Source organism: Streptomyces sp. P9(2023) (genome assembly GCF_032436795.1).
GTDB lineage: Bacteria > Actinomycetota > Actinomycetes > Streptomycetales > Streptomycetaceae > Streptomyces.
This window is the reverse complement of record NZ_JAUPWM010000020.1, coordinates 108017-121528: the sequence shown is the minus strand read 5'-3', so window position 1 is coordinate 121528 and position 13512 is coordinate 108017. Positions and strand designations below refer to the sequence as shown.

Here is a 13512-nt window from a genome sequence, read left to right as displayed (position 1 = left end):
AACCTCTTCTACAGCAGCTCCGCTGCCTCGTTCACCGGCCTTGACGAACAGCCCCCGCCCTTAACTGAACGGCGTTGCGTCTAGAAGTCCTCCGGGTGGAGTGGCGGGGCGATCCTGAAGCATGCGGACTGAAGGTCGGCAGGGGTCACCACCGGCTCGGCGAAGAGTTCGAAGTTCCTGTGCCGGATGAATCGGTCCGGGAACTTCACGGACCGGAACGACGCCTGGTTCGGGTCGATTTCCGCCGGCTCGATGACGTAAGTCGATTCTTCGATGACCTCCGCCTTGACCTGGGGGTCCGTGATCCCGGTGAAGAACTTGCTGTGGATGCGGAAGTTGTCGAACGTCGCGATGCGCAGACAGAAGCCTGGCGGAGCAACTGCCCGCACCAGCATTCCTGTTCCGCCGAAAGTCGCCAGGCTGGGGCCGGTCCACTGGAACGTGGCGTTACGACGGTCGTCGTCGGTTTTGATCTCGGCGATGTCGACAAGGCCGGTGTGATCGATGATGAAGAACTCGGGGAAGTTATTCGAAAACAGTGAGAGCTTGAGAACGGCCACGATGTCCGTCCTTCCGTGATGCGTCCACCTGGGTGTCCGAGTAATGGACTACTCGATCCGACATCAACCACCCGATGTGTGGGACGGGCGTGGGAGCCGGGAAGGCCGCCGCGCTCCTGCGTCCATGGGGGTGAGAGCACTATGTCCATCATGCGCCGCCAAGTGCGTGGATGCCAGCGCTTCACCACGGTTACCACTTCAACCACACGAGGGCGTCGAAGCCCCGCAATTGATGACGGCGACTGCGGCCGTGCGGCGGCGGAGGTGCCAAGCCGGCGGCGGTGGGGGTCCCTCATTCGGCGGTGGGCCGGCCCGGCCTCCCGCCCGGCCCTCTCCCTCCCGGCTTGGCCCCACCGGCCGCCGAACGAGAGGGCCGGAGGTCCCGACATGCCGGAAGGGGCCGCCTCAGGCGAGCAGCCGGAGCCCCGGCCTGGTTCCGTGCAGATAGTGGTCGCCGATGTCGCGCAACCGGTGTGCCGAGGAGGAGTGGGCGGTCAGGGTACGGGCGTTGCGCCAGAAGCGGTCGAATCCGGGATCACCGCCCGGGTTGTCGGCCGTCCCTGTTGCGTCGGCGAGTTCGAGGATCCGGGTGGTGATCCGTAGCGCCGCCCAGTTCGTCACCGCCTCGGCCGCGGCGACGAGTACGGCGATGTCGGCGCGCTCCGCGACCCCGAGGGTCTGCCCTGCCGCCAGGCCGCCCGCGAGGGCGTCCGTGGCCCGCTCGACGATCGCCGCGGCGGCGTGGGCGGCGGTGACCAACTCGCCGTAGGTCAGTAGGAGATACGGATCCTCCTGGTCCGCCGGATCGGACGCGGGCGGGGTGGCCCGGGTGGCCCGGCTGACGTCCCGGGCCTCGGCCAGCGCCCCCTCGGCGGTGCCGAGTCCGACGTGGACGAGGAGGAGCCGCAGCGCGAGCGGGGCGAGCAGGGTGAACGGCGTGACGGCGTGCTCGTCGCGGGGGAGTGAGCCGAGGACGTCCCGGGCGTCTATCCGGAGCTGATCGAACGTCACCGTTCCGGCGCCCGAGAGGCGCTGTCCGATCCGGTCGGCCGCCGCCTCGACGAACACCGCCGGGTCGGCCGGGTCCACGAGGACCACCAGGAGGTCCCCGGTCTCCCGACAGCGCGCCCCGACGACCAGCCGGTCGGCGACGGTCACACCGGAGTCGAAGGCGCGGCGCCCGGCCAGGACGCGCCCGCCGCGAGCCCGGGTGAGGGTGAGCTCGCGCCCTGTATGCGAGGGTTCGATGCCGCCGGCGAGCAGTCGGCCCTCGCGTGCCGTGGCGTCCTCGAAGGCGGTGTGCGGCGGCCCCAGGAAGCGGGCGCTCCAGGCGAGGGCGTGGTGGTGGGCGAGGAGTTCGCCGATCGAGCTGTCGGCCGCGGATATCTCCCGGAGGACCGCGCAGGCGGCCCGCCAGCCGGCCCCCCGCCCGCCCTCGCCCGGCGGAGTGAGCAGACCCGGAAGCCCGGCCTCCCGCAGCCGGGCCACCTCGTCGAACGGGGGCTTTCCGGCCCGGTCCCTGGCCGGCGCGTCGAAGGCGAGGTCGTCGGCGAGCTCCCGGGTGACACGGGGCCAGATCGCGTCGTCACCACGGCGTTCGGCCGGCCGGGAGGAGGGTCGTAGCGCTGACTTCTTCGGCGTTCTCACGTCACCTCACAGGATCCCTAGTTTCCCCAGTGGAATAGTAGGAATAGTGGCAGAGGGCGGCCTGGGCCCCAAGAGCCGTTCACATCATGGACAGTTGCTTCCCGGGACCCGAGACATGCGCCGGGTCAGGGGCCCGGTGTTTCCGGGTGGCCAGGTGGTTCCCGCGCTGCTCCCGGAGCTGCCCATTGCAATGCTGGCCCTCATGTCACCCTTGCGTTTAGCGTCATCGTCATTGCAACGTTACGCCCAACGCCCCTGAAATAAAGGGGATCTGACGGTGACTATTGACGTTGACGATTCTCTGAACGCAATGTAGCGTCGCAGCCGTTCAGTGATTCCCGAACGATGCGCGCAAGGAGATTCATGATGGAAACGAACAACCGCGGCTTCTCCGCCGCAGGCCTGCGTCGAGTGCGCGACGTGCTGGAGCGGCATGTCGACTCCGGCAAGATCCCCGGCCTCGTCGCCCTGGTCGGCCGGGGTGACGAGACGCACGTCGAAGCCATCGGGACGATGCGCCACGACGGCGGCGCGCCGATGCGCAGGGACACGATCTTCCGGATGGCCTCGACGTCCAAGCCGGTCGCGGTGGCGGCCGCGATGATCCTGATCGACGAATGCCGGCTGCGGCTGGACGACCTGGTGGATCCGTGGCTGCCCGAACTCGCCGACCGGCAGGTGCTGAAGCGGGTCGACGGCCCGCTGGACGAGACCGTGCCGGCGCGCCGGCCGATCACCGTACGGGACGTGCTGAGCTCCACGTTCGGGCTCGGCATGGATATGACGTCGCTGGGCACGCCGATCATGAACAGGATCTTCGCGCAGGGCCTCACGCCCAATCTGCCGGAGCCGATGCCCGAGCCGGACGAGTGGATGCGCCGCCTCGGTGAGCTTCCGCTGATGCACCAGCCCGGAGAGCGCTGGCAGTACCACATCAGCAACGACCTGCTGGGCGTGCTCGTCGCGAGGGTCGCGGGCCAGTCGTACGAGTCGTTCCTGCGCGAGCGCCTCTTCGGCCCCCTGGGCATGAAGGACACCGGATTCCATGTGCCCGAGGACCAGATCGACCGGCTGCCGCCCCTCTACGCCCCCGACCCGCGGACCGGCGAGTTCCAGGTGTGGGACGAGGCCAAGGGCGGACGTCACAGCCGGCCGCCGGCGTTCCAGGGCGGCGGTGGTGGACTGGTCTCCACGGCGGACGACTACCACGCCTACTTCCGGATGCTGCTGAACCAGGGGATGCACGGGACGGAGCGGATCCTGTCCAGGCCCGCCGTCCAGCTGATGACCACCAACCGGCTCACGCCCGAGCAGCAGGCCGCCCGGCACGCCATGGCGGTCAACAACGTCCATGTGTCGTTCGGTCAGGGACAGCACGGCGGTTGGGGATTCGGCATGGCGGTGCGCACCTACCGCGGCGACTACGCGCCCCTCGGCCAGTTCGGCTGGGACGGCGGAAGCGGCACCTCGACCTACGCCGACCCGGAGAACCAGCTCACCGGAATCCTGCTCACCCAGGTCGGGGCGTCCGTCCCGGACCCGGCGCGGCTCTTCCACGACTTCTGGACCACGCTCTACCAGGCGATCGACGAGTGACACCTGACGACGGGGGTTGGCGAGTGACGCCTGGCGACTTGACGCCTGGCGGCGACGCGGCCGTCAGCCCACGCGGCGACCGGCGAGCGGAGCGGTCGCGTCGCCGCTGCCCGCCCGTACACCCCGGAGGAAGGCGCCCAGCGCCTCCAGGGAGGTCGAGGACGGTTCCCAGTCGAGCTCCCGGCGTGCTCGTTCGGTGGCCAGCAGCGGCAGCCTCAGGACCGCGTCGAAGAGGTCCGGGGAGGCCGCCGCGACCCGGAGCCGCCAGGCCGCCGAGAGCAGACCCCGCGCCGCGCCGCTCGGTACCTTCACGGGCCGGGCGTCCAGGAGCGAGGCGAGCGCGGCGGAGTCGACCACCGGGTCCGCGGCGATGTTGAACGCGCCCCGGACGTCCCGTACCAGCGCGCGGCGATAGGCGTCGGCCGCGTCGTCGGTGTGCATCGCCTGGAAGCGCAGCCCGTCCAGGTTTGGCAGGAGCGGCAGCAGATCGGGACGGAACAGCCAGCCGGGGAAGAACCGGCCCGCGAAGATCCGCCGCTGCTCGCTCGCCGACTCCTCCTTGAAGAGGAAACAGGGCCGCATCCGCACCACCCGGGTCTGCGGATGGTCACGCTCGAAGGTGTCCAGGACGCGTTCCAGATATGCCTTCTCACGGGTGTACGCGGCCCCCGGCCAGCCATGGGTCGGCCAGGCCTCCGAGACGGGCGCGCCGTTCCCCGGCCCGGGGGAGTAGGCGCCGACGGACGAGGCGTACACCAGGGCCGGTACGTGCGCCGCCGCCACCGCGTCGAAGACCCGCAGCGCCCCGAGGACGTTGGTCCGCCAGGTCGCGGCCGGGTCGTGGGTCGGCTGGAATTGCCAGGCCAGATGTACGACGGCGTCCGCGTCCTCGATGTACCCCGCGAGCCGCGGCTCGTCGCCCTCCAGTGAGAGGTCCACCTCGGCCCACTCGGCCTTCTCCAGCGACAGCGTGGGTCTGCGCCGGGCCAGACCGAGGACGTGGGCGACCTGCGGCTCCCGCTCCAGAGCGCGGATCAGACTCGTCCCGACATTGCCCGTGGCGCCCGTGACGACGACCTTCAGTCCCTCACTCGCCTTCATGGAATCGACCTTCCGCCATCACGGGCTGCGGCGCACGCCGGACGGGGGTCGTGACGGACCGTGGTCGTATGGGTCGCGCGGGTGACGTGTCGCCCCGAATATGGAGCGACGGAGGGAGGGGGTCGCGCCAGGAGGAAAGATGTTGCTGCCCGACAGAAACACGATCGACCGGCTGCTGCGGCACTACCGGACCCAGGAACGGGTGGTCCTGGCCAGGCCCTGCGACCTGTCGATCCGCCGTCGCTTCGAGGACACGGCGTACACGCTGTGCGTGCTGATGGGGGAGCGGACCGCGCGGGAGGCCGTGCACGCCGCCGAACGGTACATCGGGAGCGCGAGCCCCGCGCCCCGCCAGACACTGGAAAGACTCCCCGGTTCGTGACGCGGGATTTCCTGACGCGCGTTCCCGTTCCGATGGGGCGAACCGCGCGTTCCGGGGCATGAAAGGGATAGACGCCGGGCAGCCGGACAGACGCTTGGACGAGTCCGAGTCCCGAGTCCGAGTCCCGAGTCCGAGTCCCGAGTCCGAGTACGAGTACGAGTACGAGTTACGAGTACGGAGGGAGGCGGGTGATCCGATGACGCCGGAGCGCTTCGCGGTCACGGCCGAGCCAGGCCCCCAGCCCGGTGCCGTGGTGCTCTCCCTCACGGGGGAGCTCGACCACGACACGGCGGACACCCTGCGGCTGGCGCTGGAGGAACGGAACGGCGCGACGCGGATCCTGGTCGACTGCGAGGGGCTGAGCTTCTGCGACTCGACCGGCCTGAACGTACTGCTGCGAGCCCGCCTCCAGGCCCTGGAGGCCGGCGGCCGGCTGGAACTCGCGGGGCTGCGCCCGCCCGTCTCGCGGATGTTCGAGATCACGGGGGCGCGGACCGTGTTCCGCGTGTACGAGAACGTGGCCGAGGCGCTCACCGACCGGCGGGCGGGCGGCTGAAGCGCGATGGCGGAGGGAGTCGTGGGCGGGAACGCCGGGGACGAGGATCAGGTCCGGCGGCTGGTGCTGTTCGGGACCAAGGGCGTCGTCATGCGCTGCCGTGACTTCACGGCGGCGGCGCTCGCGGACTGGGGCTGGCTCCCGGCCGAGGCGGAAGCCGGGGACGGGGATGACGTCGACGGCGAAGGCGGGGCGCCGGACGCGGAGGCTCGGGAGCGGGCCGAGGACGTCCTGCTCCTGGTCTCCGAGGTGGTCACCAACGCCTGCCTGCACGCCGACGGCCCCGAAGAGCTGGTTCTGCGCCACCGCGACGACCACCTGCGCGTCGAGGTGTCCGACGCCAGCCCCGAGCACCCGAGGCGACGGCAGCCCCGGGCGCCCTCGCTGCCCGGCGGTCACGGCCTGATGGTCCTGGACCGGCTCGCGGGGGCCTGGGGCTCCGAGCCGCGCGAGGGCGGCAAGGTCGTCTGGCTGGAGGTCAGCCGCCCGTCCCGCCCGCCGTGGCGCCCCCGCTGAGCGGTCGGTGCTCGGCGCGGTCCGCCGGGCGGTTCGTCCGGTGCTCGGCGTGGTCCGCCGGGCGGTTCGTCCGATGCTCGGCGTGGTCCGCCGGGCGGTTCGTCCGATGCTCGGCGTGGTCCGCCGGGCGGCTCGTCCGATGCTCGGCGTGGTCCTCCAGGAGGCCCGTCCGGAGCTCGTCGAGGATCCGGGCGAGCAGCCGGGAGATGTGCATCTGCGAGAGCCCGAGCCGCTCCCCGATCTCCGCCTGCGTCAGCTCCTCGCCGAACCGCAGCGCGAGGATCCTGCGGTCCCGCGCGTCGAGCCCCGCGACCAGCGGCTTGAGCGACTCCAGCGCGTCGATCAGCTCGAAGGCCCGCTCCTCCGTGCCGAGCCGCCGGGAACCGGCGGTCACGGCCGTCTCGTCGTCCCCGGACGGGGTGTCGAGCGAGCGGGCGACATAGCCGTTCGATGCCTGCTCGCCCTCGGCCACGCTCTCCTCGTCGAGGTGCAGATGGGCGGCGAGCTCGGCCCGGGTCGGCCGCCGACCGAGCCGCTGCTCCAGGGTGTCGACCGCCTTCGCCATCTCGATCCGCAGCTCCTGGAGCCGGCGCGGCACCTGGACAGCCCAGCTGGTGTCCCGGAAGAACCGTTTCATCTCGCCGACGATCGTGGGCAGCGCGAAGGCCGAGAACTCCACCTCCCGACCCGTTTCGAATCGGTCGATGGCCTTGATCAGACCGATCGTGCCGACCTGGACGATGTCCTCCGTCGGCTCGGCCCGGTTCCGGAAGCGCCGGGCGGCGAACTTCACCAGGCTCAGGTTCAGCTCGACCAGGGTGTTCCGTACGTACGCGTGCTCGGGCGTGCCCTCCTCCAGCGTCTCCAGCCGGGCGAAGAGCGCGGTGGAGAGCGTCTGGGCGTCGCTGGTGCTCACCTCGGTGGGCCGGTCCATCTGCGGCAGACCGTCCAGCGCGCGTTCACGCACGGCCGCCGCCGGATCGACTGTTCCGCGGCTTGTGACGGAGGACTTACGGGTGGTGGACATATGGCGTCCTGTTCGAGCGTCCTGAAGGAAACATTCCCTTTTCGGATGGTTTGACACCGTTCGCCCGGGCAGCGGCCCCCTATGACGACGACGGGACGAGAGGACACCGGGCTCGCCCGCCGCTACGAACTGCGCGAGGGTCCGGGCGTGGTGGGGGAGTGCCGCGACCTGACCCGTCAGGCGCTGCGCGACTGGTTCGGGCCGGTCGGCGGCGCACGGGAGGTGCTCGTCGAGGACGTCCTGCTGCTGGTGTCGGAGGTCGTCACCAACGCGTACACGCACGGTGGCAGACCGTACGAACTCCGCCTCGACGGCACCGGCGGGCGGCTCTGGGTCCAGGTCAGCGACACGAGTCCGGTCCGGCCGCGCCCGCACGGCCCGCACAGCGCGAGCCGGTCCTCCGGGCACGGCCTCTACCTGCTCGAACGGCTCTCGACGGCCTGGGGATGGCTGCCGCGCGGCGAGGGGAAGGCGGTCTGGTTCGAGGTGGTTGTCACCGACGGTGCCGCCACGCCGGGCCGTGCCTAGAGTGGAGGAGCGGGACGGACGCGGCCCACCCGGACGCGTACGACCCGCAGGGAACGCGTACCGGCCCAGTACCGGCCACGCATCGGCCCTGCACCGGACCCTGGCAGGTCGAGCAGGACCCCTGGGCGGCTGACCCGCACCGGGGCCCGTACAGGACCAGCACCGGGCAGACCCGCACCGGGCAGGCCCGTGCCGGACCCGTACCGCTCCCGTACCGCTCCCGTACCCCTCCGTGCAGCGGGAGGACCGCGATGGAGAGTTCCCCCCGGCCGGGGGCCGCCGACGAGCCCCGCGTGCCGCCCGATCCGCTCGGCCAGGACGGGCTCGGCAGGTTGCTGGCCGGGCTCACCGCCGTCCGCGACGGGGACCTCTCCGTCCGGCTCCCGGAGTCCGCCGGGGGCATCCTCGGCGAGATAGCGGCCGTCTACAACGACATGGTCGACCGGCTCTCCCTGGTCACCTCCGAGGTCACCCGGGTCGCCAGCGAGGTCGGCGGGCAGGGTCTGCTCGGCGGCCGGGCGCGCGAGCCGCGCGTCAGCGGCGTGTGGCGTGAACTGACCTCCGGCGTCAACACCATGGCCGACAACCTGACCTCCCAGGTCCGCTCCATCGCCCAGGTCGCCACCGCCGTGGCTCAGGGCGACCTCAGCCGGAAGATCAGGGTCGACGCCCGGGGCGAGATCCTGGAGCTGAAGGAGACCATCAACACGATGGTCGACCGGCTTTCCTCCTTCGCCGAGGAGGTCACCCGGGTGGCCCGTGAGGTCGGTACGGAGGGCAAACTCGGCGGCCAGGCCACCGTCCGGGGAGTCTCCGGTACCTGGAAGGACCTCACGGACAACGTCAACTCCATGGCCGACAACCTCACCAACCAGGTCCGCAACATCGCCCAGGTGACCACGGCCGTCGCCCAGGGCGACCTCACCAGCCGTATCGACGTCTCGGCGCGCGGCGAGATCCTGGAGCTCAAGACCACCATCAACACCATGGTCGACCAGCTGTCCTCGTTCGCCGCCGAGGTCACCCGGGTGGCCCGCGAGGTCGGTACGGAGGGCAAACTCGGCGGCCAGGCCGAAGTGGAGGGCGTCTCCGGCACCTGGAAACGGCTCACCGAGAACGTCAACGAACTCGCCGGCAACCTGACCCGGCAGGTCCGGGCCATCGCCGAGGTCACCAGCGCCGTCGCCGAGGGCGACCTCACCCGCTCCATCACCGTCGAGGCCCCCGGCGAGGTCGGCGACCTGCGGGACAACATCAACGCCATGGTCGAGTCGCTGCGCGCCACCACCCGCGCCAACGAGGACCAGGACTGGCTCAAGACCAACATCGCCCGGGTCGCCGGCCTCATGCAGGGCACGCGCACCCTGCCCGACATCGCCGAACTCATCATGACCGAGGTGCCGCCGCTGGTCTCCGCCCAGTACGGCGCGTTCTTCCTCGCCCGCCACGACGACCGCGGCACCGAACTCGTCGTGACCGCCTCCTACGGGTCCCCCGACGACCCGGCCGCCCCGCCGCGCCGCTTCCGCCTCGGCCAGTCGCTCGTCGGCCAGGCCGCCCGCGACCGGCGCACCCTCGTCGTGGAGGGCGTGCCGGCCGGCTACGCCACCATCGCCTCCGCCGCCGGATCCGGCGACCCCGCCATGCTGGTCGTCCTGCCGATCGTCGTGGAGGACCAGGTCCTCGGCGCCGTCGAACTCGCCTCGCTCCGGCCCTTCACGGCCCTCCACCGCGACTTCCTCGAACAGTTCGTGGAGACCGCGGGTGCCGTCGTCAGCTCGCTCGTCGCCAACCTCCGTACCGACGAACTCCTCGGCCAGTCCCAACGGCTCACCGACGAACTGCGCTCCAGTTCCCAGGAGTTGCAGGATCGACAGCGCGAACTCCAGCGCTCCAACGCCGAACTGAAGGAGAAGGCGGCCCTGCTCGCAGAACGCAACCAGGACATCGAGTCCAAGAACCTCGTCATCGAACAGGCCCGCCAGGAACTGGAGGCGCGCGCCCAGCAGCTCTCCCGTACCTCCATGTACAAGTCCGAGTTCCTCGCCAACATGAGCCACGAGCTGCGCACCCCGCTCAACAGCCTGCTGATCCTGGCCCGGTTGCTCGCCCAGAACCCGGAGGGCAACCTGACGGAGAAACAGGTCGACTACGCCGAGGTCATCCACTCCGCCGGCTCCGACCTGCTCCAGCTGATCAACGACATCCTCGACCTGTCCAAGGTGGAGGCGGGCAAGATGGACATCCGGCCCGAACGCTTCCCCCTCCACCAGCTCCTGGAGTACCTGGAGGCGACCTTCGGACCGGTGGCCGACGAGCGCGGGCTGACCTTCTCCATCACCGTCTCCTCCGACGTGCCCGAGGAACTCACCACCGACGAGTCGCGGTTGCGGCAGATCCTGCGCAACCTGCTCTCCAACGCCCTGAAGTTCACCGAGGAGGGCGGAGTGGAGTTCGTCATCGAGTACGCCGACGAGGACGAGCCGCCCGTCGCGCTGCGCGGCGGCGGGCCCGTGCTCGCCTTCCGCGTCGCCGACACCGGGGTCGGCATCCCCGCCGAGCGCCTGGACGAGATTTTCGGCGCCTTCCAGCAGGGTGACGGAACCGCGGCCCGCCGCTACGGCGGCACCGGACTCGGGCTCTCCATCAGTCGCGAGGTGGCCGGGCTCCTCGGCGGCGCCCTCGACGTCCGCTCCGCACCCGGGAAGGGCAGCCGGTTCACGTTCTACCTGCCGGCCCCCCGGCCCGCCCCGTCGGTGGTGCGCGGCGGCGAGCCGGGTGCGGGTGCGGGCGTGTCCGCCGCCGACGCCGACCGGGCCGCCGGCGCCGCCGGGACCGTCCCCGACGACGGCCAGGACCCCGTGACGGCCGGCCACACCGTCCTCGTGGTCGACGACGACGTACGCAACGTCTACGCGCTCACCGAGGTGCTCGAAGGCCACGGCGTCCGCGTCCTCCAGGCCGACACCGGCCGGGCGGGGCTCGCCCTCCTGGAGGCGCACGACGAGGTCGAACTCGTCCTGATGGACGTGATGATGGCGGGCCTGGACGGCTACGCCACCACCGGAGCGATCCGCGACCTCCCCAGGCACCATCACCTCCCCGTCATCGCCGTCACCGCGAAGGCCATGCCGGGCGACCGCGCCCGCGCCCTCGCGGCCGGCGCCAGCGACTACGTCGCGAAGCCGGTGGACGCCGACGAACTGATGGCCAAGATCCGCCAATGGCTGACCACGCCGGCCACGTGATCGGGGCGCCCGTCGCCGTACGAGACCGGTCCCGTCACCGTACGCGCACGGCCACGACGCTCGTGTCGTCGTCCGTGTCGCCGGCGGCGGTGTCGAGGAGCCACTCGACCTGCTCGTTCGGCGGGTGGCCACTCAGGGCCTCGGCCTGTGCGGCGAGCTGGGCGAGCCCCTCGTCCAGTCCGTCGTGGCGGCGTTCGATCAGCCCGTCCGTGTACAGCAGCAGGGTGTCACCGGGCCGCAACGCCGTGCGCCGCTCCTCGTACGCGTACGAGGGCACCGCGCCCAGCAGGATGTCGTGCGGCGGGTCCAACAGCCGCGCCTCGCCGTCCCGTACGAGCAGCAGCGGAAGGTGTCCCGCGCTCGACCAGACGAGTTCCCGGTCCGCCGGGTCGTACAGCGCGCAGACCGCCGTCGCCGTCGGGTGGCCGCTCGTGCGCAGCGCCACCTCGTTGAGCCACTCCATCAGCCGCCGCGGCGACTCCCCCGTGCAGGCGAGGCCGCGCTGGGCGTTGTGCAGCGCCACCATGCCGGTCACCGACTCGATGCCGTGCCCGGCCACGTCCCCGACCGCGACGAGGATCTTCCCCGAGGGCAGCGGCTGGACGTCGTACCAGTCGCCGCCCACCCGGTACTCCTCGGCCGCCGGCCGGTACCGGGCCGCCACCACCAGACCGGGGAACTCCTGCAGGTCCGGCACCTCGGGCACGATCGCCTGCTGGAGCTGGAGCGCGATCTGGTGCCGGAGCTCGGCCCGCGTCCGTACGGCCGTCAGCTGGTCGAACGTCGCGTTCAGCGCCGCCTCGACACGACGGCTCGCCGACACGTCCTGGTAGACCCCGGCGAAGCCCGTGACCGTTCCGGCGTCGAGGAGCGGCTCGGCCGCCACCCGCACATGGCGGACCGTTCCGTCGGCGAGCACGATCCGCAGCACCGTCTGCGCCCCGGTGCGCCACTCCGTCAGCGCCCTGAGCAGGTCGGTCAGCGCCGCCCCGTCCTCCGGGTGCACCATCCCGCGCAACCCGAGCAGCGGTACGGGAGGTTCGTCACGGGCCCGGCCGAAGAGCGCGTACGCCTGCTCCGACCACACCGAGCCGCCGTCGCTCAGGCTGTCCTGGAACAGGGCCACGCTCTGCAGCCGCGCCACAGCGCGCTCCGTCGCAAGCCCCGGATCGGTGGCGGCGTGCCACAGCACCACCGTCCGCTCGCTCCCGGCCGGCAGCACCCGTACGTCGAGCAGCGGCGGGGGGTCTTCTTCGCCGGCCCGGTCCTCGGACCCCGGGGGCCCCGACGCCGGGAGCCTGGGCACGCGCTGGGTGCGCGCCGTCCGGTGGGCGCGCCGGGCCAGATGGGCGAGGTCGGCGTGGGCCTGGGGGAAGGCGAGCGCCAGGGACCGGTCCTCGGACGGTGGCGCGCCGCCGAGGGCCGCGACGGCGTACTCGTTGAGGTGCTCGACCGTCGGTCGCGCCGCCGGCGCGACCACCCGGAGCAGCATCGCCGGATGGACCAGGGAGTCGAGGACGTCCACCAGGGCCGGAACGGCCGAGGCCGGCGAGTCGGCCGCGTCGAGGACGGTGCCCGCCACCTCGGTCAGCCCCACCAGGGCCTTTCTCAGGGCCGGGTCGAAGGCGGTCGGCCCCGGCCAGGCGACCAGGGCCAGGCCCACCGTCGCCCCGCGCGACCGCAGGGCGAGGACCGCCCGCGCCGAGCGCCGCGTGGGGCCCGGCAGCACCTCCCCGGCCTCCGCACCGTCGGCCAGCCAGACGGGACCGCCGTCGGAGAGGACCGAGCGGAAGGCGGGCGGGGCGGCCGGGGGGATCCACTGCCAGGCCGCCGCCTCCGCCGCTCCGACGCCGGCGTGCCCGGCCAGGCGCAGACAGCCCCAGGCGTCGCGGCGCCAGAGCCACAGGCTCTCCGCGCCGAGCGGGGCGAGGCCGCCCTCCAGCAGCGCGCGTGCCGCCTCGCCGACGGTGTCCGTCGTCTCGGCCGCGGTGGCCGCCCGCCGTGCCCGCCGCTCGTCGGGGGTGCTGAAGACGACGGGCTCGGCGGGGGCGGGCTCGGCCCGCACGGCGGCGGCCGGGTCCGTCCCCGACATGCCGGCGACGCCGTTGACGATGTCGGCGGAGAGGTCCTCGACGCCGAGGCCGGTGGCATGGGAGAGGGCGGCCAGGTGCTCCGCCGCGTCGGCGGGGGAGGCGCCGAGCTGGGCCGCGAGGACGCCGGTGGCCAGATCGATCAGATGCCGGCGGGTGAGTTCGGCGCGCAGGCGTCTGTTCTCGGCCGCGAGGCCGCTGGTGCCGGGCCCTTCGGGCCCCGCCGCGGACGTCGTCACGACTCCTGCCGTCCCTCCACCG

The 13512-nt window shown here is 72.0% G+C and carries 10 protein-coding genes and 1 pseudogene; 6 read left to right on the top strand and 5 right to left on the bottom strand.

What is annotated here, in order from left to right:
- Positions 1–80: 80 nt before the first annotated feature.
- Both Q5762_RS24005 and Q5762_RS24000 read right to left on the bottom strand, forming a co-directional pair.
- Positions 81–560 (bottom strand): AbfB domain-containing protein, encoded by a 480-nt coding sequence (locus Q5762_RS24005; RefSeq protein ID WP_315894285.1) that lies wholly within the window; start codon positions 558–560, stop codon positions 81–83.
- A gap of 405 nt (positions 561–965) precedes the next feature.
- Entirely contained in the window at positions 966–2207 is a 1242-nt protein-coding gene (locus Q5762_RS24000) for an acyl-CoA dehydrogenase family protein (protein ID WP_315894284.1), read from the bottom strand.
- A 366-nt stretch (positions 2208–2573) separates the two neighbouring features.
- Between Q5762_RS24000 and Q5762_RS23995 the strand changes: the two genes are divergently transcribed.
- Complete coding sequence (locus Q5762_RS23995; RefSeq protein ID WP_315894283.1) at positions 2574–3803, top strand: serine hydrolase domain-containing protein; 1230 nt, start codon at positions 2574–2576, stop codon at positions 3801–3803.
- A 63-nt stretch (positions 3804–3866) separates the two neighbouring features.
- Here the strand turns inward: Q5762_RS23995 and Q5762_RS23990 are convergent, their stop codons facing one another.
- On the bottom strand, positions 3867–4904 hold the full coding sequence (locus tag Q5762_RS23990; RefSeq protein ID WP_315894282.1) for an NAD-dependent epimerase/dehydratase family protein: 1038 nt from the start codon (positions 4902–4904) through the stop codon (positions 3867–3869).
- Positions 4905–5043: 139 nt separating this feature from the next.
- On the opposite strand from Q5762_RS23990, the gene Q5762_RS23985 reads away from it, so the two are divergent.
- The 3 genes from Q5762_RS23985 to Q5762_RS23975 all read left to right on the top strand — a co-directional run bounded on the left by Q5762_RS23985 (position 5044) and on the right by Q5762_RS23975 (position 6358).
- Entirely contained in the window at positions 5044–5286 is a 243-nt protein-coding gene (locus Q5762_RS23985; protein WP_315894281.1) for a DUF5133 domain-containing protein, read from the top strand.
- A 196-nt stretch (positions 5287–5482) separates the two neighbouring features.
- Positions 5483–5842, top strand: a complete 360-nt coding sequence (locus Q5762_RS23980; RefSeq protein ID WP_315894280.1) for an STAS domain-containing protein — start codon at positions 5483–5485, stop codon at positions 5840–5842.
- Positions 5843–5863: 21 nt separating this feature from the next.
- Positions 5864–6358, top strand: a complete 495-nt coding sequence (locus Q5762_RS23975; RefSeq protein WP_315894279.1) for an ATP-binding protein — start codon at positions 5864–5866, stop codon at positions 6356–6358.
- A 151-nt stretch (positions 6359–6509) separates the two neighbouring features.
- On the opposite strand, the pseudogene Q5762_RS23970 reads toward Q5762_RS23975, so the two are convergent.
- Positions 6510–7385, bottom strand: a pseudogene (locus tag Q5762_RS23970) (SigB/SigF/SigG family RNA polymerase sigma factor); the annotation flags it as partial.
- 81 nt (positions 7386–7466) lie between these two features.
- Here Q5762_RS23970 and Q5762_RS23965 point away from each other — a divergent pair.
- On the top strand, positions 7467–7913 hold the full coding sequence (locus Q5762_RS23965) for an ATP-binding protein (RefSeq protein WP_315894278.1): 447 nt from the start codon (positions 7467–7469) through the stop codon (positions 7911–7913).
- Positions 7914–8164: 251 nt separating this feature from the next.
- The gene (locus tag Q5762_RS23960) at positions 8165–11161 is read left to right on the top strand and encodes a HAMP domain-containing protein (protein ID WP_315894277.1); all 2997 of its coding nucleotides are present in this window, start codon (positions 8165–8167) and stop codon (positions 11159–11161) included.
- A gap of 34 nt (positions 11162–11195) precedes the next feature.
- Here the strand turns inward: Q5762_RS23960 and Q5762_RS23955 are convergent, their stop codons facing one another.
- Positions 11196–13490 carry a SpoIIE family protein phosphatase gene (locus tag Q5762_RS23955; RefSeq protein ID WP_315894276.1) on the bottom strand — a complete coding sequence of 765 codons (2295 nt, stop codon included), beginning with the start codon at positions 13488–13490 and terminating at the stop codon, positions 11196–11198.
- Positions 13491–13512: the final 22 nt, after the last annotated feature.

What these genes read in the sequence shown, in the direction of transcription:
- Q5762_RS23965 (WP_315894278.1), top strand. Translation starts at nt 7,467, where the DNA reads ATGACGACGACGGGACGAGAGGACACCGGGCTCGCCCGCCGCTACGAA.
- Q5762_RS23995 (WP_315894283.1), top strand. Translation starts at nt 2,574, where the DNA reads ATGGAAACGAACAACCGCGGCTTCTCCGCCGCAGGCCTGCGTCGAGTG.
- Q5762_RS23980 (WP_315894280.1), top strand. Translation starts at nt 5,483, where the DNA reads ATGACGCCGGAGCGCTTCGCGGTCACGGCCGAGCCAGGCCCCCAGCCC.
- Q5762_RS23990 (WP_315894282.1), bottom strand. Translation starts at nt 4,904, where the DNA reads ATGAAGGCGAGTGAGGGACTGAAGGTCGTCGTCACGGGCGCCACGGGC.
- Q5762_RS23985 (WP_315894281.1), top strand. Translation starts at nt 5,044, where the DNA reads ATGTTGCTGCCCGACAGAAACACGATCGACCGGCTGCTGCGGCACTAC.
- Q5762_RS23960 (WP_315894277.1), top strand. Translation starts at nt 8,165, where the DNA reads ATGGAGAGTTCCCCCCGGCCGGGGGCCGCCGACGAGCCCCGCGTGCCG.